Source organism: Streptomyces sp. NPDC088350 (assembly GCF_044753545.1).
Classification (GTDB): Bacteria; Actinomycetota; Actinomycetes; order Streptomycetales; family Streptomycetaceae; genus Streptomyces.
Genome location: NZ_JBIVNL010000022.1, coordinates 1 through 22,282 on the forward strand (window position 1 = coordinate 1; position 22,282 = coordinate 22,282).

At 67.7% G+C, this 22,282-nt stretch carries 16 protein-coding genes and 4 pseudogenes; 8 read left to right on the plus strand and 12 right to left on the minus strand.

The annotated features are described in order from the left end of the window. Positions 1 to 196: 196 nt before the first annotated feature. Genes ACIQBL_RS46065 through ACIQBL_RS46075 form a run of 3 tightly spaced genes read left to right on the plus strand, consistent with a single transcriptional unit; the run spans position 197 to position 1,009 of the window. Positions 197 to 394 carry a hypothetical protein gene (locus tag ACIQBL_RS46065; RefSeq protein ID WP_401954521.1) on the plus strand — a complete coding sequence of 66 codons (198 nt, stop codon included), beginning with the start codon at positions 197 to 199 and terminating at the stop codon, positions 392 to 394. Positions 395 to 407: 13 nt separating this feature from the next. Further along, complete coding sequence (locus tag ACIQBL_RS46070) at positions 408 to 776, plus strand: transglutaminase-like domain-containing protein (RefSeq protein WP_401954523.1); 369 nt, start codon at positions 408 to 410, stop codon at positions 774 to 776. A 26-nt stretch (positions 777 to 802) separates the two neighbouring features. Further along, positions 803 to 1,009 (plus strand): hypothetical protein, encoded by a 207-nt coding sequence (locus tag ACIQBL_RS46075; RefSeq protein ID WP_401954525.1) that lies wholly within the window; start codon positions 803 to 805, stop codon positions 1,007 to 1,009. Between the two features lie 6 nt (positions 1,010 to 1,015). Here ACIQBL_RS46075 and ACIQBL_RS46080 read toward each other — a convergent pair whose 3' ends face one another. Then, entirely contained in the window at positions 1,016 to 2,275 is a 1,260-nt protein-coding gene (locus ACIQBL_RS46080) for a PucR family transcriptional regulator (RefSeq protein ID WP_401954528.1), read from the minus strand. A gap of 100 nt (positions 2,276 to 2,375) precedes the next feature. Here ACIQBL_RS46080 and ACIQBL_RS46085 point away from each other — a divergent pair, with 100 nt between their 5' ends. Next, entirely contained in the window at positions 2,376 to 2,834 is a 459-nt protein-coding gene (locus ACIQBL_RS46085; protein ID WP_401954530.1) for a nucleoside deaminase, read from the plus strand. Next, on the plus strand, positions 2,827 to 3,804 hold the full coding sequence (locus ACIQBL_RS46090) for an isopenicillin N synthase family dioxygenase (RefSeq protein ID WP_401954533.1): 978 nt from the start codon (positions 2,827 to 2,829) through the stop codon (positions 3,802 to 3,804). The genes ACIQBL_RS46085 and ACIQBL_RS46090 overlap by 8 nt, the downstream gene beginning before the upstream one ends. Positions 3,805 to 3,895: 91 nt before the next feature. Here the strand turns inward: ACIQBL_RS46090 and ccsB are convergent, their stop codons facing one another. The 7 genes from ccsB to hemL form a co-directional block, all read right to left on the minus strand. Then, positions 3,896 to 4,978, minus strand: a complete 1,083-nt coding sequence (gene ccsB, locus ACIQBL_RS46095; protein WP_401954535.1) for a c-type cytochrome biogenesis protein CcsB — start codon at positions 4,976 to 4,978, stop codon at positions 3,896 to 3,898. Continuing rightward, a complete protein-coding gene (locus ACIQBL_RS46100; protein ID WP_401954538.1) occupies positions 4,978 to 6,762 on the minus strand; it encodes a cytochrome c biogenesis protein ResB in 1,785 nt (594 codons plus the stop codon). Before ACIQBL_RS46100 ends, ccsB begins: the two co-directional genes overlap by 1 nt. 3 nt (positions 6,763 to 6,765) lie before the next feature. Beyond that, the gene (locus tag ACIQBL_RS46105; RefSeq protein WP_401954805.1) at positions 6,766 to 7,533 is read right to left on the minus strand and encodes a cytochrome c biogenesis CcdA family protein; all 768 of its coding nucleotides are present in this window, start codon (positions 7,531 to 7,533) and stop codon (positions 6,766 to 6,768) included. Positions 7,534 to 7,542: 9 nt separating this feature from the next. Further along, on the minus strand, positions 7,543 to 8,145 hold the full coding sequence (locus ACIQBL_RS46110; RefSeq protein ID WP_401954541.1) for a TlpA family protein disulfide reductase: 603 nt from the start codon (positions 8,143 to 8,145) through the stop codon (positions 7,543 to 7,545). A gap of 77 nt (positions 8,146 to 8,222) precedes the next feature. Next, complete coding sequence (locus ACIQBL_RS46115) at positions 8,223 to 9,512, minus strand: hypothetical protein (protein WP_401954544.1); 1,290 nt, start codon at positions 9,510 to 9,512, stop codon at positions 8,223 to 8,225. Positions 9,513 to 9,659: 147 nt separating this feature from the next. Beyond that, on the minus strand, positions 9,660 to 10,382 hold the full coding sequence (locus ACIQBL_RS46120; RefSeq protein ID WP_401954547.1) for a histidine phosphatase family protein: 723 nt from the start codon (positions 10,380 to 10,382) through the stop codon (positions 9,660 to 9,662). After that, the gene (gene hemL / locus ACIQBL_RS46125) at positions 10,379 to 11,746 is read right to left on the minus strand and encodes a glutamate-1-semialdehyde 2,1-aminomutase (protein WP_401954550.1); all 1,368 of its coding nucleotides are present in this window, start codon (positions 11,744 to 11,746) and stop codon (positions 10,379 to 10,381) included. The genes ACIQBL_RS46120 and hemL overlap by 4 nt, the downstream gene beginning before the upstream one ends. Before the next feature lie 591 nt (positions 11,747 to 12,337). Here hemL and ACIQBL_RS46130 point away from each other — a divergent pair. Then, the gene (locus ACIQBL_RS46130) at positions 12,338 to 12,775 is read left to right on the plus strand and encodes a hypothetical protein (RefSeq protein WP_019061278.1); all 438 of its coding nucleotides are present in this window, start codon (positions 12,338 to 12,340) and stop codon (positions 12,773 to 12,775) included. A 67-nt stretch (positions 12,776 to 12,842) separates the two neighbouring features. Here ACIQBL_RS46130 and ACIQBL_RS46135 read toward each other — a convergent pair. The 3 pseudogenes from ACIQBL_RS46135 to ACIQBL_RS46145 all read right to left on the minus strand — a co-directional run. Beyond that, positions 12,843 to 13,118: pseudogene (locus ACIQBL_RS46135) on the minus strand (site-specific integrase); the annotation flags it as partial. A 50-nt stretch (positions 13,119 to 13,168) separates the two neighbouring features. Then, positions 13,169 to 13,798: pseudogene (locus tag ACIQBL_RS46140) on the minus strand (IS5 family transposase); the annotation flags it as partial. 189 nt (positions 13,799 to 13,987) lie between these two features. Next, a pseudogene (locus tag ACIQBL_RS46145) lies at positions 13,988 to 14,211 on the minus strand (transposase); the annotation flags it as partial. Between the two features lie 40 nt (positions 14,212 to 14,251). Between ACIQBL_RS46145 and ACIQBL_RS46150 the strand changes: the two are divergent. Next, positions 14,252 to 14,610: pseudogene (locus tag ACIQBL_RS46150) on the plus strand (hypothetical protein). A gap of 187 nt (positions 14,611 to 14,797) precedes the next feature. Further along, positions 14,798 to 17,056: a restriction endonuclease gene (locus tag ACIQBL_RS46155; RefSeq protein WP_401954807.1), complete on the plus strand. Its 2,259-nt coding sequence runs from the start codon at positions 14,798 to 14,800 to the stop codon at positions 17,054 to 17,056. A 172-nt stretch (positions 17,057 to 17,228) separates the two neighbouring features. Here the strand turns inward: ACIQBL_RS46155 and ACIQBL_RS46160 are convergent, their stop codons facing one another. After that, positions 17,229 to 22,238, minus strand: coding sequence for a hypothetical protein (locus ACIQBL_RS46160; RefSeq protein ID WP_401954553.1), 5,010 nt, complete (start codon positions 22,236 to 22,238; stop codon positions 17,229 to 17,231). Between the last annotated feature and the right edge of the window lie 44 nt (positions 22,239 to 22,282).

The window sequence follows — 22,282 nt, forward strand, 5'->3', positions numbered from 1 at the left end:
AGCGGCCCGAGTCAAGGGTGACCCGAAGGGGCATCGCCGCAGGCGACGCGACCGCAGGGAGCGCCCTTTACTCGGGACGCGGAAGCCCGACACTGGCAAAGAAGCGAGTGGCCCAACAGCAACATCGTCGCGAACTCGAACGGAAACACCCTCGAACTAGGACAATCTAGGGCGAATTTTGACACGGTCGGGTGTCATGCCCCTCAACTCCCGTGCCTTCTACGCCACTCACAGCACGTACTCCGACCCCGGCGCCCTCGCCCATCTCTACACCGACCTCCCACGCGACCCCACCCAACTCGCCCGCGTCACACGCGACTTGCTCATCCACCGCCTGGAAGCCGGCTTCTACGACCACACCCACCCCACTCACCCGGCGGCGCACACCCCGTGACCGGTTCGTCGGAGTGTGCCGGGACTTCGCGTTGCTGCACTGCTCGTTCCTGCGGCACCTGGGCATCCCGGCCCGCACCCGCTGCGGCTTCGTCGACTACTTCGGTTCCGACGGATTCCACAGCGATCACGTCGTCACCGAGTACTGGCACGAGGACCGCGGCTGGCTCCTCGCCGACTCCCAGCTCACCGATCCCGTCATCACGGAGCAGTGGAACATCGACTTCGACCCGATGGACGTACCCCGCGACCGCTTCCTCGTCGCCGGCGAGGCCTGGCAGGCCATCCGTACGGGCGGAGAAGACGCGGGCGGAGAAGACGCTGAGACCTTCGGGCTCCACCCGCCCGAGGAGGCAGCATTCGCCTCGACCTCGCCGCCCTGAACAAGGTCGAGACCCTGCTCTGGGACATGTGGAGCGAGGACGAGGGCAAGCCGGGTGAACCCCTGCCGGAGTCGTCACGGCTGTTCTACGACCGTGTCGCCCCCGTCGTCAGTGGTCAGGTCTCCTTCGACGGCGTACGCGAACTGTTCACCACGGACGGCATTCTGCGCACCCCGCCCACAGTGACCTGCTACGCCCCCTTCAACGGGCCCAGCCACGTCACCCTGCGCTGACCCACCTCACGCCACCGTCCGCAGCCCCCGTACCTGAGCCGCCCCCATCCCCCGCACCACCCGATGCGCGCACACCGCCGCCAGCAACTCCCCCAGCAGATCAGGGTCGTCGATCTCCAGACCGAGCAACGACTCGATGCGTTCCAGACGCTGGTAGAGCGACTGGCGGCCGATGTGCAGCAGGGCCGCCGTCCGCGTCGGCGAGCAGCCGTGCCGTAGATGGACTTCGAGCGTGCGTACCAGGTCGCTCGGGTGGGCCGCCTCCCAGGTCAGGAGTGGGCCCAGCGCGTGCTGCACCAGCCTTGCCAGGCGGTCCCGGTTCGCGTCGATGCCGCCCCGCGTCAGCTCCCGCTCCAGGGAAAGTGCTCGCGCCGACGTCACCAACGGGCCCTCCGGTACGGCGGGTTCGGCGGCCGGGACGGTCAGGGCGAGTTCCAGGGTCGTACGGGCCGCCCGCAAGGTGTCGCTCCAGCGCAGCCAGCCGCTGCCGGTGTCGACCGCGTGCCCGACCGCGACGGTCAGGCCGGGGTCGGCGGCCGTACGGAAGGCCTCCTGCACGGCGCGGATCGGGTCGCCGGAGACGGAGGCGGGGAGTGCCAGCAGTGCCAGTACGTCGCCGGGGAACGCCGCCCGCAGCACGCTCGCCCCGCCCAGGAGGCGTACCGCCCTGTCCACGGCCGTCACCTCCCGTGCGCCGTGCACCGAGACGCCGATCAGGCGGGCGCCCGGTCCGGGGTGGAAGCCGGCCAGTGCCGACCGCGCCTCGACCTCCGGCTGGTTCAGCGCGGCCCGGTCGGCGAGGTCGGCAAGGAGGGCTGCCGTGTGGTCGTCGCCCCAGGGGCGTACGACGGAACGGCCGGACAGGCCGCGGGCCACGATCGCCCGGTTGGCGGCCTCGGTGATGCGGACGAAGGGGACCACCCGGTGGAGGGCCAGGAGGGGGAGGCCCAGGCGGCGGGCCTCGTCCGTGACCTCCGGCGGCATCGTGGGGAGGGAACGGCCGATCTCGACCGCCAGGCCGGAGGCACCCCGCGCCGCCAGTTCGCGGACATAGCGGCGGCGGATCTCGGCGTCCGTGTCGGTGAGGCCGAAGCCGTTGGTGAGGAGGAGTTCGCCGCCGTCGAGGAAGTTCGCGCCCTCGTAGACCTCGCTGGAGTGGACCCAGCGGACGGGGCGGTCCAGAGCGGTCTCTCCGGCCAGGAGCTCGGGCTCGGTGGCACGGACCGGGTCGAGGGCCAGGACCTCACGGAGGGTGAGTGCGGGCACGGGAACCTCCAGGGGCGCTGACAGTTCGTCCGGCTAAGGGTTGCGGGGAGAGTACTTTCCGCACGTTGCCCTCGTGTTTCGGCCACTGGAGAGTGAAGACATGAAGCCTTTGGATCAGGCCCAGGCGAGCGCCTGGCTCGCCACCGCCGTCGCGGAGGCCCGCGCGGGACTCGGCGAGGGCGGCATCCCGATCGGCGCCGCGCTCTACGGCGCCGACGGCACCCTGCTGGGGCGCGGCCACAACCGGCGCGTCCAGGACGACGACCCCTCGATGCACGCGGAGACGGCCGCCTTCCGGGCGGCGGGACGGCAGCGGTCGTATCGCGGGACGACCATGGTCACGACCCTCTCGCCGTGCTGGTACTGCTCCGGGCTGGTGCGGCAGTTCGGGATCTCGCGGGTGGTCGTCGGCGAGGCCGCCACCTTCCACGGCGGGCACGACTGGCTCGCCGAGCACGGTGTGGAGATCGTCGTCCTCGACGATCCCGAGTGCATCTCGCTGATGCGCGACTTCATCAAGGACAACCCGGCACTCTGGAACGAGGACATCGGTGACTGAGCCCCAGACCACACCCCGCATCCCGACCATCGATCTCCGGCCCTGGCTCTCCGGGGACGAGCAGACGCGCAAGGACATCGCCCGTACCGTCGACGACGCCCTTCAGACGGCCGGGTTTCTGCTCGTGACCGGGCATGGGGTCGATCCGGCGCTGCGGGCCCGCATCCGGGAGGCCGCGCGCGCCTTCTTCGCGCTCCGCGTCGAGGTGAAAGAGCCCTACTCCGCCAAGGTCGGCGGGCGCGGGTGGCTCGGGCCCGGCGCCGAGGCCAACGGGTACTCGGAGGGGACCGAGACCCCGCCCGATCTGAAGGAGTCGCTGACCTTCGCCACGCACCGGCCCTTCGAGGACCCGGTGATCAACGCGGAGTGGTACGCGCCCAATGTCTGGCCGACGGAGATCCCCGGGCTCCAGGAGCTCTGCGAGGAGTACCTCGACCGGATGGGCGAGCTGGAGAAGCAGTTGCTGTCGCTGCTCGGGGTGGCGCTGGGGCTCGAACCCGACTTCTTCTCGCGGCACATGGACCATCCGACGTACGGGTTCAACATCAACTGGTATCCGGGCGTGGAGGTCGTCGGGGAGCCGGAGCCGGGGCAGTTCCGGATCGGGCCGCACACCGACTTCGGGACGGTGACCATCCTCGACCGGCAGGCCGGGAAGGGGGGACTGCAGGTCTTCACCGATGAGGGGGGCTGGGAGGACGCGCCGTTCGATCCGGAGGCGTTCACCATCAACATCGGTGATCTGATGGCCCGTTGGACCGGGGACCGCTGGCGGTCGGGACGGCACCGGGTGCTGCCGCCGCCCGCCGACTCACCGGCCGAGGAGCTGATGTCGCTGGTCTACTTCGGGGAGTGCACCCCGGGCACGCTGGTGGAGTCCGTGCCCGCGCCGGTCGGGCGGGTGGCGTACGAGGCCGTCGACTCGCATGTCTATCTGCGGGAGAAGCTGGACTCGATCACCGTCGACTGAGCCCGTCACTCAAAGATCGCCTGGCCGGAGGACAGGCCTCCGGGGAAGGAGTGCCTGCCTCCGGCGTAGGAGACCGTGTCCTCAAGGGACCTCAGACGCCGGCGTAGGAGTGCTTGCCGCCGACGAAGATGTTGACGCCGTAGTAGTTGAAGATCCAGCAGCCGAAGGCGATCAGGGCCAGGTAGGCGGCCTTGCGGCCCTTCCAGCCGGCCGTGGCGCGGGCGTGCAGGTAGCAGGCGTAGGCGACCCACGTGATGAACGCCCAGGTCTCCTTCGGGTCCCAGCCCCAGTAGCGGCCCCAGGCCGACTCGGCCCAGATCGAGCCCGCGATGATCGTGAACGTCCACAGCGGGAAGACGGCCGCGTTCACACGGTAGGAGAACTTGTCGAGGTTCGCCGAGGCGGGCAGCCGCTCCATCACGGAGGTGGCGAAGGCGCCGGGCTTGCCGCCACCCGCGAGCTTGCTCTCGTACGAGTCCTTGAAGAGGTAGAGGAGCGTGCCCACCGCGCCCACGTAGAAGACCGCGCCGCAGATGATCGCGGTGGAGACGTGGATGTACAGCCAGTACGAGTGCAGGGCCGGGACCAGCTGGTCGCTGGCGGTGTACAGGACGGTGACGGCGATACCGAGGTCGAGGAGGACCGTCGTGACCAGGAACAGGCCGAGCCAGCGCACGTTCTTCCTGAGCAGCAGCAGCGTGAGGTACACGCCGACGGCGACCGTGGAGAAGGTGATGTTGAACTCGTACATGTTGCCCCAGGGCGCCCGCTCCACCGAGGCCGCGCGGGCGAGGACGCCGCTCAGCTCGACGAGGAACGCGAGCACCGTGAGGGACACGGCGATACGGCCGTACAGGTCGCCCTGTTCGTCCCCGCCGTGCGCGCCGGGACCGTCCGGCACGTCGCGCGAGCCGGACGCGGCCCGGACGACGACCTTCGGCCGCTCCAGCACGGTGGTGCCGCCCGCGTTCTGCACGGTGACGGCGGGCGCGGCGGCCTTCTTGGCGGTGGCACCGGTCAGCGCGGCGGCCGTACGGCCGATCTTGCTGCGGCTGCCGAAGGTCCATTCGGCGATGTACGCCAGGAAGGCCAGGGTGTAGACGGCCATCGAGGAGTAGATCAGCGTGTTGCTGATGTTGGCGAGGTGTTCGTTGGTGGCGGCGGCGAGGTTCATCACTGCTGCTCAGCCCCTTCGGCGGGTACGGGCGGTTCGACGGGGGAGCCGTCGGAGTCGGGGGTGTTCGGTGCATCGTCGGCGGTCTTCGTCGGGGCCCTGTCGTGCACGAACGCGGCCAGGTCGCCGAGTTCCTCGGGGAGTTTCGCGGACTCGCTGCGGCCGAGCCCGGCCATTTCGACGACGGTCACGCCGTCGGCACCGCGCGCGGCACGCACCCAGACGCGGCGGCGCTGGATGAACAGGGAGCCGGCCAGACCGAGGATCGCGGTGAGCGCGCCGGCCAGTGCCCAGGTGGTGCCGGGCTGCTGGACGACCTGGAAGCCCGCCCACTCCTTGATCTGCTTGTCGAAGGTGATCGACCCGGCGCCGTTCGGCAGCGTCATCGTCTCGCCGGGCCGCAGCTGCGCCTTGAGGATCTTGCCCTTGGAGTCCTTGAACTGCTTCAGGTTCTTGGTCACCAGCTGGTACACGTTCTGCGGGATGCCCGAGTTGACGCCGAGGTCGCCGTGGTAGCCGGTCACGTTGAGGACCGGATAGTCGAGCCCGGGGTACTGGGAGAACATCGTGCCGCTGCCCTTGGCGTACGTCGGCACGAACAGGGCGGCGAAACCGAGCTGTTCGGCGACGCCCTGGGTGTTCCTGTAGCCGTCGAGGACCTTGATCGCGCCCTGCGAGGTGACGTTGGAGTCGATCGGCAGCATCGGCACGGCCTGGTGGAAGACCACGTTGCCCTTGCCGTCCCGGACGGTGACGACGGGGGCGTAGCCGTGGCTGACGAGGTAGACCTTCGAGTCGCCGATCTCCAGCGGCTCGTTGACCTTGATGGTGTGCTTCTCCGCCTTGCCGTAGGCGCCGATGCTGTACGTGATGTCGGCCTGGTAGGTGCGGGGGGTGCCGCGGTTGGGGCCGGTGCGCTCGTAGGTGCCGGTGAACTTCTTCAGGTTGAAGCTGAACGGCACGAGGTCGTCGTCGCTGAAGAGGTTGCCGGACTTGAAGTCGTCGTACTGGGTGAGGGTGTTGGAGAAGCCGTCGCCCTCGACGATCAGCTTGTCGCCCTCGGACTTGAAGAGCTGGCCCCACGCGAAGGCGATCAGCATCACGATCAGCGCGAGGTGGAAGAGCAGGTTGCCGGTCTCGCGCAGATAGCCCTTCTCGGCGGCGACGGCGTCCCCGGCGATGTGGGCGCGGAAGCGGCGCTTCTTGAGGACCGTGAGGGCGACCTCGCGCACCTGCTCGGGCTCGGCGGCGGTGCGCCAAGTGGCGTACGCAGGAAGCCTGTTGAGCCGCTTGGGCGCGCCCGGCGGCCGGCCGCGGAGCTGGCCGACGAACTGCCAGGTGCGCGGGATGATGCAGCCGATGAGGGAGACGAACAGCAGGACGTAGATCGCGCCGAACCAGGCCGAGCCGTAGACGTGGAAGAGGCCGAGCTTCTCGTAGATCGGCCCGAGCGTCTTGTGCGCGTCCTGGAACTCGGACACCTTCAGCGCGTCGGTGCCGGACTGCGGGATGAGCGAGCCGGGGACCGCGCCGAGCGACAGCAGGAACAGCAGCATCAGCGCGACCCGCATCGAGGTCAGCTGCCGCCACATCCAGCGCGCCCAGCCGAGCACTTCACGACCGGTCCAGGCGAGCCAGCCGGTGAGGCCGGGGGCGCGGTTGCCGCCGAAGGAGCCGGGCATGGCCGTCTCGACGGGGGCGGTGGAGAGCTGGGAGCCGGCGGCGCCGAGGTCCTGGTCCTCGCCTGCCGGGTTCTCGGGCGCTTCCGCGGACGTCTTGCTCATCGATCAGATCCCTACAGTGAAGCCGTCGGACCAGCTCTGCATGTCCTGCACCAGCGCGTCCCACGCGCCGGTGAGCAGCAGCACGCCGGTCACGATCATCATGGTGCCGCCGACGCGCATCACCCAGACGTAGTGGCGCTTGACCCAGCCGAAGGCACCGAGGGCCTTGCGGAAGGCGACCGCGGTGAGGACGAAGGGGACACCCAGGCCGAGACAGTACGCGACGGTCAGTATGGCGCCGCGACCGGCACTGGCCTGATTCATCGAGAGGGCCTGCACCGAGGCGAGGGTCGGTCCGATGCAGGGGGTCCAGCCGATGCCGAACAGCGCGCCGAGCAGCGGAGCCCCTATCAACCCGGTCGTCGGCCGCTTGTGGAACCGGAACTCACGCTGGGTCAGCCAGGGCATCAGCCCCATGAAGAGCACGCCCATGACGATCATGAGCACACCCAGCGTCTTGGACAGGACGTCCTTGTTCTCCTGCAAGGTCTGCCCGAAGAAGCCGAACAGCGCGCCGCCGGAGACGAACACGGCGGTGAAGCCGAGGACGAAGAGGGAGGCACCCGCGACCATCCGGCCGCGCCGGGCGTCGCCCAGGTCGGTACCGCTGACACCGGTGACGTAGGAGAGGTAGCCGGGGACTAGCGGCAGGACGCAGGGGGAGAAGAAGGAGACGAGCCCGCCGAGCACGGCGATCGGCAGGGCGAGCAGCAGGGTCCCGCTGAAGACCGTCTGGTTCTGGCCCGGCAGGGCGGCGGCGGCGAGCAGCAGCACGTCAGCTCACTTCTCCGCGATGACCGGGTCGAGCATCTCGCGCAGCGTGTCCTCGCTGAGTGCCTGGAGCGCGCGCGCCGCGATCTTCCCGTCCCGGTCGATGACGATCGTGGAGGGGATGGCCTGCGGGTTGAGGGTGCCCTTCTTGAACCGGAGCATCAGCTTGCCCGTCGGGTCGTACAGGCTGGGGTAGGGGACGGCGTACTTCTTCTCGAAGGCTACGGCCGGTTCGGTGCTGGTGTCGCGGGTGTTGAGGCCGACGAACTGGACGCCCTTGGCCGCGGTGGCCTTGGCGACCTGGACGAGGTTGTCCGCCTCGGCGCGGCACGGGGAGCACCAGGAGCCCCACACGTTGACGACGACGACCTTGCCCTTGTAGTCGGCGGTGTTGAACGTCCTGCCGTCGATGGTCTTGCCGGACAGGTCGGGGGCGGCCTGGCGGTCGCCCTTCTTGACGGTGGCGATGCCGTCGGAGCCGGTGATGAAGTTCGTGTTGCCGGAGCCTCCGGAGGTGCCTCCGGAACTGCACGCGGACAGCACCAACGCGGCGGCGGCAACGCCGGCGGTCGACAGGACGGCGCGGCTACGGGCGCGACGGGCGGCACTCATGTGAAAAGTTTCGCATGCCCGTTCTGAGGATCTTGCGCGCCCCCCTCAAGGGCGCCCGGCGGGCGGAAACCCGCATTTCAGCCGGACTGTCCGGTGGCGGTCGAGGAAGCGGTGGGGCTCGCGGCGAGGAACGACTTCCAGCCGCCCGACGGCGCCTGTCCGACGTCGAGCGTGCGCAGCTTGGCGAGCACCTCGGGCTTCTGCACATCGATCCAGTCGGTGAACTGCCGGAAGGAGACGAGCCGTACGTCGGCGCCCTTCTCCTTCTCCTGGGCTATGTGCTTGAACGCCTTCTCCACGGCGTCCATGTAGATGCCGCCGTTCCAGTGCTCGAAGTGGTTGCCGATGAAGAAGGGGGCCCGGTTCGACTCGTACGCGCGCTGGAACCCGGAGATGTAGGCCTGCGCGGCCTGGGTACGCCAGCCCGGGTAGTTGTAGGCGGGCGCTTTGGTGGTGTTGACCGACTGGTTGGCCAGCATGTTGTAGTCCATCGAGAGGACTTCGAAGCTGTGCCCGGGGAAGGGGACCGCCTGGAGCGGGTAGTCCCACACGCCGTTCCGCTTCACGGGCCAGACCTGACGGCCGCCGGGCGAGGAGGCGTCGTAGCGCCAGCCGAGGGAACGGGCGGTGGGCAGCAGGTTGTCCTGGCCCAGCAGGCAGGGCGTACGGCCGCCGACGAGCTCCTTGTCGTAGTCGAAGGGCAGCGACGGCAGGTCGTGCCAGCCGGTGTTGGTGCGCCACTCCTTGACGAAGGACTTGGCCTGGTCGATCTCGCTGCGCCACTGCTGGGGCGTCCAGTGGGCGACCGTGCCGTAGCCGGAGCAGAAGTGGCCGTTGAAGTGGGTGCCTATCTCGTGGCCCTCCAGCCACGCGCGCCGGACGTTGGTGAGCGTGGCCTTGACGTGCTCGTCGGTGAGGTAGCCGATGTCGGAGGCGCCGCGCGGGTTGTTCGGCGGGTTGTACTGGCGCTTCTTCGACTCGGGCAGCAGGTAGAGGCCGGAGAGGAAGAAGGTCATGCTCGCGCCGTGCTGCTTGGCGAGGTCGAGGAAGCGCGGGAACAGTCCGTTGCCGACCTCGCCCGCGCCGTCCCAGGAGAAGATCACGAACTGCGGCGGGGTCTGCCCTGCCTCCAACGGCACGGGCTTGGCGGGCTGCTTGGGCTGCGCGCCGGTGAACGACGTCGAGCCGTCGCCGATGGGCTTGGCCCGGGGCTCCATGGACTTGGTGGGACCGCCGGAGTGCCCCTTCCCCGAACCGCGGGAGGAGCCGGACCCGTCCGAACCGAGGGTGCCGCACCCCGCGAGTCCTACGGCCGCCGCGGCGCCCGCACCGACACCGAGCGCTCCCCGTCGCGTGAGACTCCGCATTGCTTCCCCATCCGTCGCGTCCTCTGTGGTCTACCTGTGAGAGGACGCGACGGGCGGGAAAGTTCGCCGGGAACCATGTGGGTTCCGAAACAAATGTCACAAGACTGTCCGTGACGCTTACTTCGACGAGCGGTCAGGCGTTGTCGGTCAGGCGCCGAACGCCTTGTCCTTGCCCTTGACGGGCTTGGCGCCGGCGAGGAGATGGGCCGGGACGAGATCGCGGGCCGGCTCGGTGTAGCCGACGGACACGATCTTGTCGCCGCGGTAGGTGAAGGACGTCAGGGACGCGAGGGTGCACTGCCGCTTCCGCGGGTCGTGCCACAGCCGCCGCCGCTCGACGTAGGACCGCACGATCCAGATCGGCAGCTGATGGCTGACCAGCACCGCCTCGTGCCCGCGCGCGGCGTCCTTGGCGGCGTCCAGCGCGGCCGTCATGCGGACGACCTGGTCGACGTAGGGCTCGCCCCAGGACGGCTTGAACGGGTTGACGAGGTACTTCCAGTTCCCCGGCTTCTTCAGCGCCCCGTCGCCGACGCCGAAGGTCTTGCCCTGGAAGACGTTGTCGGCCTCGATGAGCCGCCCGTCGGTGGCGAGGTCGAGCCCGTGCGCCTTGGCGATCGGCGTGGCGGTCTCCTGCGCCCGCTCCAGCGGGGAGGCGACGACGTGCGTGACATCGCGGGCGGAGAGGTGCTCGGCGACCCGGTCGGCCATCCGCCGCCCCAGCTCGGAGAGGTGGTAGCCGGGCAGACGGCCGTACAACACCCCTTCGGGGTTGGCGACTTCGCCGTGCCGCATCACGTGCACGACGGTGATGTCGCTGGTGTTGCCGGTGGTGTTGCCGGTGGGGTTGCCCGTGGGGTTCTCGCTCATGCTGCCGTGGCCTCCGCCGCCGCTCGGGCCGCCGCCGGGAGGGCGTCGGCGATCCGCTGGATGGCCCGTTCGTCGTGGGCCGTGGACACGAACCAGGACTCGAAGGACGAGGGAGGCAGATAGACCCCGCTCGCCAGCATCGAGTGGAAGAAGGCGGTGAAGCGGTACGACTCCTGCGCCTTGGCGTCCTCGTAGTTGCGCACGCTGCGGTCGGTGAAGAACACGGAGAACATGTTGGAGGCGTTCTGCAGCCGGTGCGCGACACCTTCCTTGGTGAGCGCCTCGGTGACGAGCGCCTGGATCTGCGCGGATACGGCGTCGATCGTGGCGTAGGCCGCGTCGTCGAGGAGTCGCAGCTGAGCGAGGCCGGCGGCGGTGGCGACGGGGTTCCCGGAGAGGGTGCCGGCCTGGTAGACGGGCCCGGCGGGAGCGAGGTGCGCCATGATGTCGGCGCGCCCGCCGAACGCGGCGGCGGGGAAGCCGCCGCCCATGACCTTCCCGAAGGTCATGAGATCGGGGACGACCCCGTCGATCCCGAACCACCCGGCCCTGCTGGTCCGGAAGCCGGTCATGACCTCGTCGGAGATGAAGAGGGCACCGTTCTTCGCGCAGGCGTCCTTGAGCCCCTGGTTGAACCCGGGGGCAGGCGGCACGACGCCCATGTTCCCGGGCGAAGCCTCGGTAATCACGCACGCGATCTCACCGGGATGCCGGTGGAAGGCCTCGTTCACGGCTTCGAGATCGTTGTACGGCAGGACGATCGTGTCGGCGGCCTGGGCGCCGGTGACGCCGGGGGTGTCGGGCAGCGCGAAGGTGGCGACACCACTGCCCGCGGCGGCAAGAAGGGCATCGACGTGACCGTGGTAACACCCGGCGAACTTGATGACCTTGGGCCGGCCGGTGAACCCGCGGGCGAGCCGGATCGCGGACATGGTCGCCTCGGTCCCGCTGCTGACGAGCCGCACCTGCTGCACGGGCTCGACCCGGGCGACGATCTCCTCGGCGAGCGCGACCTCGCCCTCGCCGGGGGTGCCGAAGGAGGTCCCGCGCGAGACGGCGTCCTGGACGGCGGCGATCACGTCGGGCTGGGAGTGCCCGAGGATCATCGGACCCCAGGAGCACACGAGGTCGACGTACTCACGCCCATCCGCATCCGTCAGATAGGGGCCGTCGCCGGAGACCATGAACCGGGGCGTGCCGCCCACGGCGCGGAAGGCGCGCACCGGGGAGTTCACACCGCCCGGCGTGACGACCGACGCACGGTCGAAAAGAGCCTGCGAGACGGGCGCTTCGTAGGGATAGGGCAGTGCGCTGGGCAACGCACGTGGCGTTCCGCTGGGCGTTTCGCTGGGCGTTTGGCTCATGACCTGCGACTTCTCCGACTTCTCGGACTCCGGGACCTCAGTACCTCCTCAGGGTAGGCGGCGGGACCCCGGGCACGGGCCCCCACCCATCTGCGAGACTGGGAGGTGATACACACAGATACACACAGCTCATGCGGGCGCCGGTGTTCAGGGCTTGCGCAGATCCTGCGGACAGGTGTTTCAGCGCACGTTTCGGCGGGCGGCCGTGGGGGAGGTCACTGACACGATGATCGGGTTGCGCGGCTGGGGCCACGCGTCCTAGAAAAGCAGTCGGGTGGAGATATGCATCGCGGTGGCGGACTGGGCGAGGGGACCGACGACCTGGGTCCTCGGCGTGCCCGGCGGGGGAAGCACCGGCGCGACGAGGAGGAAGCCGCCGAGGCACGGCGGGGCGGGCCTGGATCCGGCTTGGGTTCGGGGACGGGTGGGGGTTCGGGTACAGGTTCGAGCGCGGGCGCAGGTTCTGGTTCGTCCTCGGGCTCGGGCTCGGGCTCGTCTTCAGGTTCGGGTTCGGGTGAGTCGGATCGCGATGAGCGACGTATCGAACGTCGGATCGATCAGTTGCGGGCGGGGAGCAGGAATGGTGGTCGGGTGGGGGTGACGTACAAATACTTCGGTGCGCCCGACGGCGCGACCGCGGCCCGCGTCCCGATCTCGATGCGCCCCGAGGAACTCGGCGGCGACGAACTCGGGATGAACGGCATGTTCACCAAGATCAAGCCGGAGACGATGGCCGCGATGGTCCTCACCGGCATCGAGGGCGTCCCGCTCAACAAGGTGCCCCCGCTGGAACTGGTGGTCCTCCACCCCGACTACGCCGTCGTCAAACTCCCGATGACGGTCGTCGATCCCCTGCGCGGAATCGGCGAGGAGGCGGTGGGCGCGGCGGCGTTCATCTGGTCGACGGTGCCGGACCGGGGCGGGCCTCGGGATGCGTTCAATGTGTACCAACTGCTGCACGAGTGGCAGGACTTCAGCCATCGGTTGCATGAGGCGGGGCATCAGCCTTATTGCCTGGTGTGGCCGTGAGCTGCAGTTTCGTGGGATTCGGGCGGGGTCTTCGGGCCTCGCCTTTTTCATGTCCCTGGAGGGGCCGTCAGGCGGCCAGGGCACATTGAGGGCACATGGGTTTTGGCGGGGGCACTGATGTGCCCTGGTCGGCGGGCGGGTCGTCGCCGTTGTCTTCCGCCTCGGGTTCCGTGAAGGCGTCGTCGATCGCCTTGCGAGTGCGGGTCTCGCTGGACGGCAGCAGATGCGTGTACGTCCGCAACGTGAAGCCCGGGTCCGAGTGACCGAGGTATTCGGAGAGCGCCTTGATGCTCTCCCCCGCGTCCAGGAGTACGGAGGCGTAGGCGTGCCGGAGGGCGCGCACTCATGGGTGGAAAGTCCGCCGTCGCGGAGGGCATCGACTTACTGATCGTTTTAGAATGCGCCCCGTAGCCGCCTCAAGCAGATGATGGCGCAGGCGAGTTGGAGGAGTCCGTGGCGTAGGTCGGCGCGTATCTCGTAGCGGATGCGTAGGCGTTTGAACTGGTGCAGCCACGCGGACATGCGTTCTATGACCCAGTGGGTCTTGCCCAGGCCGGAGCCGTGCGGGGCGCCGCGCTGGGCGATCTTCAGGACGATACCGCGAGCCACACAAGTCGGCGGTACTTGCGGAAGTCGTAGCCTGGGTCGGCGTACAGGCACTTCGGCCTGTGGCGGGGACGGCCTCGCAGGCCCCGGATACGCGGAATCGCATCCAAGAGCGGGATGAGCTGGGTGGCGTGGTGCCGGTTGCCGCCGGCCAGCGAGACGGCGAGCGGGGTGCCGTGGCGGTCGACAATCTCATGGTGCTTGCTGTCCGAGCGGCTGCGGTCGACTGGTGAAGGCCCGATGTGAACCCCCTCCTTTGAGGGCCCTGACGTGTGAGCCGTCGATCGCGCAGTCGTTCATATTCAGCAGGCTGGCATGTCGCAGCTCGACGAGCAGGGCCTCGTGGAGGCGGGGCCATACCCCCGCCTCCGTCCAGTCTCGTAGTCGCCGCTAGCAGGTGACCCCAGAGCAGCCGGTCGTGTCCCGCTTCGTGGTGTAAGCGACCTTGCTCGATTCGTTCCAGTAAGCCGCGCGGCGGCCACCCCGCGGGACACGGCTTCCGGGGGCGCAGCGGCTGACCTGCCGTCAGCGCCATGCGCGGCCCGAGCCGCACCGATGCGGCGATGACCTGCAGATTCCGGCGCCTTGATCCGCTACACCACCTGGTGGGACGTCACCGAGCAGCCGATCCGTTCGGCCGGGACGTCTGCCTAGGACACGCCCTTGCGCAGGACATACACGATCCCGGCCAGCGCAGTCCGGTCGTCGACTGGCTTGCGTCCAGGAAACCGGTGCCGCCGCAGCGGCTGGGCCGGGATTAGCGGGGCTATCCGCTCCCATAGGTCGTTGGGCACAAGATCGCTGTTCACACCGGAAGCGTGCCAGAACAAAGCAGTTGAGGAGGGCGGATGGGCCCGGCACACTCTCCCGATGAGCGCCAGCACAACATCGGGCAGCTGGGACAAACCCTGGTACCGCGTCCACACCGAGCAGTTCGAGGCCGCGTTCCTGCCGAATTCCGGCAAGGACGTGGAGGCCGTCGACAACGTCGATGTCTTCGTGGATCTCAAGGACGGCTCCCGGTGGAGCGCGACCATCATCACCCTGGCTCAGGTCGAGATCCGCATGAGCCGATGGGCCACCAGCGGGGAAGCCCTCGCAGGCCGCTACTTCTGGTGCGCGGATGGGCTCATCGTCCGTGACGCGGCATCAGCAACATGACCCAGGTCCTCGCCGGTCTGATCGATACCGGCGAGTTCGCCCAAGTCCTTCAACTCCTCAACGACTGAAGGCCGTCCGGCCAGCCCGTCCCAATCCGAATCGATCAGTTAGTGCTCCCCCCGTGAGTGTCACCAGCTCCGGGATCCTGCCGCTGACGGGCGGAACAGCCAACGCTAAGGCCGCGTCGTGGAGAATGGGTCCGATCGAGCCCCGCGGGAGGACCGAGGGGTACCGGGATGCACGGGCGAAGGCGGCATGGATTCCTTTGAGCTGGGGCGGCTGACAGACCACGACTTCGAGGAGGTGTGCCGGGACCTGTTCACGGAGCTCCTGGGCGTGCCGCTGGAGATCTTTCCGCGCGGCCGGGACCGGGGCGTCGACCTGCGCCATGACCCGGAAGACGGTCCTTGCACGATTGTCCAGTGCAAGCATTGGTACCGCAGCGGCCGCGCGAAACTCCTGGCCCACCTGACCGACGAGGAGGTCCCCAAAGTCGCCGCTCTAAAGCCGGACCGCTATGTTCTCGCCACCACCGTCGGGTTGACCGTCGACGCCAAGGAGAAGCTGCGCGCCGCCTTCGCCCCTCACATCCGGTCAACCGAGGACATCCACGGCGTGGATGACATCGTGGCCGCCCTGCGGGAGCGACCGCAGCTGGTGGAGCGACACTTCCGGCTCTGGCTCAGCGGTACGGCGGCACTTGGCGCGCTGCTACACAAGGGCCCGTTGTTGCGCTCCGACTGGCTGCGGCGCGAGCTGGCGAAGGTGGCCCAGACGTTCGTCCCGCACGAGGGCTTCGCGCGTGCCCGGCAGCTTCTCGACGAGCAGCACGTGTGCATCGTGACCGGCATCCCCGGTGCCGGGAAGACCACAGTCGCGCGCATGCTCGCCGCCTGGCGGATGGGTCACGGCTGGGAGGTGCACGAGGTCAGCCAGGACATCGACGAGGTCACAGAACTCTGGCGCGACGACGTGCCCCAACTCTTCCTCTACGACGACTTCCTGGGCCAGACCACGCTGCTGCCCCAGTTCGGCAAGAACGAGGACACGCGCCTGCTGTCCGTGATGCGCGCGATACGAGACGCGCCAGACAAGGCCTTGGTCATGACGACCCGCGACTACATCCTGGAGGAGGCCCGCCGCAAGCACGATCGGCTGGCCGCCGAAGATGTACGGGACGCTCTCACCGGCATTCGCCTCACCGACCTGGACCTGCTGACCCGCGGGCGGATCCTCTACAACCACGTCCACCGCTCGGCTCTCGGACCGAGACAGAAACGGCAGTTCGCCGCTCGCGACGCCTGGCTGCCCGTGGTTAGCCACCGCAACTTCAGCCCACGCCTGATCGAGGAGACTCTGCGCATCGACCTGAAGCGCGAACCGGACGTAGCCACCGCCATGGTTGCCAACCTGGACAATCCTCGGCGGATATGGGAACGCATCGTCGAGAACGAACTCAGCGACGAAGCCGTGCACTTGCTGGAGATCCTCTTCACGTACGAGTCCGTCGAACTCGTCGAACTGGAGGAGACTTGGACCTGGTATCGCAAGGAATTGGACCGAGAGGCGGACGGCCGCCGCTTCCGTCACGCGCTCCAGGTACTCGACGGAACCATGCTCGTCATCGACGAAGGTGCCGTCTCCTTCCATAACCCGTCGATTGCCGACTACATCCGCTTCCACCTCAGCGCCGGCCGGGGGCAGTTGGGTGCACTGCTCGCCTCCTGCGGCGATATGCGGCAGCTCGAACGCCTCGTGGATGCCGGACGGTTGGCAGACGGCGGCGGCATTCTCGCACAACTGATAGAGCTCAAGCAGGCATTGACCTCCGCGGTACTAGCGGCAGAAGACACCGTGGATGACAACAGAGAGGACCACCTTGAGTGGGCCCTCGACACTGCGGAGACCATCGGCTCCTCGTCACTGGCGGACTACGTGGCGCAACGGGCCCTGGAACTGCCGCGGTGGTCGGAGAACACGAAGGATCTGCTCCAGCTCGCGAACTCGCTGGACGGCAGCCGACTGATTACGCAGGAGGTCTCCGCCGAGTTCCGCGCCCTGGTCGACGAACATGTCAGCAGCCAGATCTCGGAGCGCGTGGCCACCGGCTGGGTCGAGGTGAACAACTGGTATGCGTATCTTGACGAGCCGATCGGATGGTTCGCCGAGGGAACGCTGCTGGACGACATGGTGGAGTGCGCCTTGGAGAAACTGCGTGAACTCGCCGCCGACCCCGGGGACCTCGGCGAGACAAGCATCGACTACCTCGAAGCGCTGCTGAGCTTCCTTACCGACAACGACGCCCACCTGCTGCACGATGAGGAGTTCCGGGCCGTCCACCGGGTGCGGGAGCAGCTAACCCAGGCGCGGGAGGCTGCATGGCGCTCCCTGGCGGAGCGCTCACCGGACCGAGGCCGACCGGTCAAGCTGCCACCCAACTCCCGTCATGAGCAGGCCGTCGTCGCGGAGTTCATGAGCGGCCTCGGCAACGCGGAGTCGGACGGCGCGGGCTGAACAGTTGCCCTCCCACGTCCGTCACACCCCTGCCCCGCTAACAGGTCGTTGCAACACCAGCCCCTGAGGGTGTTGCGATGACCAAGCCACGCCGGAAGGGCCGTTTCACGATGTCAAGGCCACTCGACAGTGTGCCGATGCCGAAGTTTTTTCTGAAACAGCCAGTTAGAGATCACTCTTCGATGCGTTGCAGACTGGCTGCCCGGTGATCACCTGCAGCTGCCAACCCATCCACAAGGCGTCGCCACCGTGTGATCTGATCCGGCGGCATCTCTTCGCGTGAGTGAAGTGTTCTGAGCCAGTCGGTGAGGTACCAGCACTTGTTGGCGATGGCACGATAGTTACCGTCGGTCAGCTGCTCGGCCCAAGTCAGTCCCGTATCCCGCTGCCATTCGAGCGGGGCGCACTTGCCGAGATTCGCGAGCGCGTCAAGAGCCTTGGGTTCCTGGCGGGCGATCCTCATCCAGCGAGCCACGAGGTCGGCAATGATATCGGGGTGCAGCCAGCCTTCTCGAGCGCGGGCCAGAGTCGCGTCAATGTCGGCGTCGCTCACGTCGATCCCAGGGGCGGGCAGCAGCGCCCCCAGCGCGTCATCTCCCCAGTGGTGGTCTCTGCGTAGATCGGTGGCATCGCCGATGGCGTCGAGGGCCGCCTCCATGGCGACGGTCCACACGTTCGGCAGAGACGGGCGCAGGTCATCGTCGTACGTGAACAGGACAGCGAGGTCGCGGAAGAATTCGTACAGGGCACGACCGTTGGCCGCAAACCGCCGCGCATGCGCCCTTAGCGGCCCAGTGTCACCGTGGACTGCCAGATCGATGATGACGCGAGCGCTGTCCTTACTGTGCCGGTTTTCGTACCCTTCACTCGCCCAGTGGTCGGTAGCGCGGGCGTGGGCGTCCAGCAGGACCTCGACAAGTCCTTTGGCCTGATCCGCCACGCAGCTGTCGCTGATAGACGCGGCACCAGCGGCGATAAGTGATGGGACGAGTGACGTCAGGTAGAGCCGTTCCGTCTCAACCGCGGGCAACGTCTGCTCGTAGGGGCCGTCGAGTCGGGGCCGGCCGCGTGCACCAGTCTCTGGGTCCCAGTCGCCGAGGCGACAGTCCTGTAGTCCCGCCCGCACGGCGTTGAGCGCTGCTTCATGACGGCACGGGCCCGATCGCTGGTCAGCGTCGCACGGCGCAGCCAAGACCCGGTCGACAGCCTGGGCGAACGCGATGCGTACCTCGTCGAAGTGATTGGTCGTGCAGCGGTCCAAGACACCGATGATTGCCTGCCTATCGAGCTCGATGTCATCTGATGCCACTGCCAGGAGTGCCGGCAGGCCGGTCGCCGCTGACCGGTCGGCACCCAGCGAGTAGAAGGAGGAGGCGACGTACTCGGTATGGCTCGGTTCGGTGATGGCCTCGATCAGGACACCCGTCGCCCACCGCAAGTCGTCGACTGGCACGTGGATACGTCCCTGGACGTGTGCGACGGCAGCGGCAGCCGCGACGGCGGCAATCGGGTCAAGCCGGTTGAGAGCAGAGTCAGGCGGGTCGTCTCCCAAGGACCGCGCCAAAGCGATGTCAGCCAGCAGCGTGTCGACGGGGGCAACGCGATCGGCGGATCTGGCGTAGGTGTTCTGCAAACGCATCGCCTGGCTGGCGCGGCTAAACATCTCGGCTTCAGGCCGCATGCGGGTCGCCAGCGGCTCCGGGTGCTGATACTGCACGATCAAGTTGCCGGAGTCATCGGATTCCGGACGGAAGTTCTCCGGTCTGAACGTCGCTGCCCATCCCCGTACCGAGGCGAGGAAGCGATCAGCCTCCGCGCTCCCCTGAGAGTCAGCGACAAGCTCTTCAGCACGGCGGACAAGCTCCTCTCCCGTGGCCGCGAGCTCGTTCAACCGGGTCTCGTCACCGGAGAGGGTCGCGCGAATGGTGAGTTCGGCGGCGATGTCGCGCAGACTGCTTCGACGGCGAGAAAGACCGACAAGATCAGGTGCATCCGGGCCCTGAACGTAGAGCACTCCTTCACTGGCAGCCCGTGCGAACTCCAGATGCCATACGTCCAGATCGCGCATCCAGGGATCCAGCAGATCACCCGCCTGCTCCAGATGGCGCACAAGGAACCCGACCACGAGTCCGGGCATGGCCAAGTTGTTGCAGTCACGCAGCAGCAACTGCACGATCCGCTCAAGTGGGACGTCAGCAATGGCGACGAGCTGGTCCGCGAGCCGCTCGACGGCAAGTAGCGCACTCATACACGGGTATGGCCCAACAGACGAACCTCGATACCACGCCCACACGTGCTGGTCTCCGACACAGCGCCTGACACCGACTCCCGGAATATCCAGATCCACTCCGGTCAGTTCGTCGGGCTGCGCCGGAGTGTAGGCGTCGTGGTCCCCAACACGGATGGCCGCCGCGTGGTCGAGCATCTGGTTGATCAATGCCAGCGTCGGCAGGAGCCGGACCCTCAGCAACTGCCAGAAGGGGCCGCGATACCACCCGGCCATCCGTTCGGTGATGCTTCCGCCGCCGCTGTGGTGCCGGATGCCATCGTCGAACGGATAGAAACCAGACCGGCCGTATCTGGCCGCCTCGGCGTCGTACCGTTCGATGTAGTAGGACTCCGTCAGGATCAGGAGCAGGTCCGGCTGGTGCTTGGCCATTTCCGCTGCGGGCCAGAAATTCTCCACGACAGGTTCGAGACGAGCACCTCCGTCGTCAGCGATTCCCCTGAGGAATGTCTCGGCTGGCCCATCAAAATCCGGGCCGAGCATTGCCAGGGCTTCTACCGCGAACTCGTCCCAATGCTCGGGCTCAGCTGCGAGGATACGGTCCCGTACCAACTGCCGAATCGGGTCGGACACGCGCGTCTCGGCTCTCACCAGTCCGCGCAGCCAGGCCAGCACCAGTTCACGGATGGATCGGCCCACGCCATCCGCAGCCCAGGAATCATCGCCGGAATCGGCGTCGCGTTCGCGGCAGAAGCTCAGCTCGACCAGCGGTGCGAGCACCACGGGATCGCCGATGTCGTGGGGGGCGTAGCGCTGCATGGCCAGCCGGATCACGGTACGCAACCCGGCTTGGCGGTCGGCCTGCAGTTCAGGCCATGTCCGGCTGAGGACGTCACCGGCGGCACCCAGGGTGAGCACCGCCTCCCAGGGCACATCCGACCATCGCTCGCCATGGTCGGATGCGATCTGGTCGAAGACGGCACGCAGTTGCGCGAGTGATCGCCTCACATTGGCGGTGGTGAGCAAATGGGCCTGGCATGCGACGCGTGCGGCCCGTAGCGCCCAGCGCGGTGCCTCGGCCGCCGAGAGGAGATCGAAGCCGTCCGTGACGAGCACCTGCACGATTGCCATATCCCGCACGAGATCACTGGCAAATCGATCGGACGGGTGCCAGGCGCTACTCACGGTGCGCGGTACGAGCAGACCGTCAGAGCGCAAGGAAGGCAGCGCGGCCGAATCAGGTGATACAGAGTTGTCGTACGGGAGCAGTTGGCGCCGAGCCAGTGCACGAAGAGAATGATCGCGAGCGTCGGGAGAGGGTCCTCCCGGCGACATCACCTCCCCGCAGCGCACCAAGTGATACCAGACGACCCTGAACAGGTCGGCCTCCGACGCTGCTCCCTCCGGGGCCGCCACGCCCGGACCTGCACGCAACAGCATGTCGACCAGACCCGGCCTGCCCAGCAGCCACCGCGCCCGCTCGTCGACAGCCCAGCGCCGCAACTGCGGGAAGACCTCAACCAATTGCCCGATTTCGGCCGAGGTCAGCCGAGGAACCTCGTGCTCACGGACAAGGTTCTCGACGGCCTCACCATCTCGCTCCACACCTTGCGCGGCTTGTGTAAGCACGTCACGTGCGGCTCCGGAACCATCGGTGCGGGTTACTGCCACCACGCCAAGCCCCGCAGTCATCGCCGCTCGGGCGAGATCTGAGAGCAGTTGGCCACGGCCTTCCAGCACCGACTCCGCACCATCGACGACCAGCAGACGACCAGTGCCCACGGCTGAGGCACCAAGCACCGAGGTGATGCGGGCACCGAGCAGCGCCTCGAATTCCGCAAGCCGTGCGGGCATCTCCCGTAGATTCAGCACCGTGACCGCCACGCCATCGGCTCGCAATCGCCTCGCAGTACGCAAGGCTAGAGCCGACTTACCGGCATCCGGCTCACCGGTAACGACGAGAGCGGTCGTCTGCAGTGCAGCCGTGCGCATCTCGGCAGCCAGATCGTTCCCGGCTTCAGCACGTTCCAACTCAAGCTCATTGCCAGCGCCGGTCAAACGGAACCCCACGAGGTTCTCGGCTGTCTCCGACAAAGCATCGAGGGCGCGCCACGCCGCAGCGTGAGAAGGGGAACGGCCCACCGCTGTCCCGGAGATTTGCCTCCGCACCATGGCTTCGGTGGCATGAGCCCCAGCGGGAGCATAGTTCCGGGAGAGCCTCTCCAGCGCTTCAAACAGAGCGTCAGCGCCCGCCACCGAGGAGTCAGGAACGACACTCCGCAGGCGACCCACAATCGCCGTACGGTCGGACTCGTCGACTCCCTCCAGCCTGAGTTCCCACAACCGCAGTACGTGCAGAACTCGCCAGGTCAGCTCCGAGGCAGATGTCTCCGTGCTTGTCTTTGGGCTGGTCGAGGCCTGAGCGATCAGCGCATCCAGATGGGTCAACCGCGCGCGAACAGCATCGTTCGTTCGGCCCGCCTGCCCTACCGCGGCGCGGAACGACTCCTCATTGGGCTGCCCCCGAGCGATCACAGCCAGCTCGCGCACCTGCTGTACGGCCGGATTGGGACTGGCCACTGCAAGTGCCAGCCGCCAACTCCCCGTACCGGCCTCGGCCCAGTGATCGGTGACTACCCGCAGGTAGGAAACGAGCAGATCAGCTGTGGAATCGTCACTGGTTGTGAAACTTGGAGCTCGGCGCACTCCGATCGACAACCGGCGCTGTGCACCGTCAGCCGTGTCGCCGACGACGATCAGGTCGTCCACAGCGCTGAACCGGCTGTCCTGGAAACGAACTGCCACAGGCGTCACGTCATCGCCCAATGCCGGTACAGGATCGCCTAGGAGAAGGTGAGCGAGGAGGACAGCGCCGAAGCGATGCTCCAGGACGGTGCCACCGCCACCCGTCGAGTACGGGCTGGCCACTCGTTCCACTTCATCGCGCCCCACCATCTCTGCAGCATATGGCGCACCGCCCTCACCACAGGCGAGTAGAT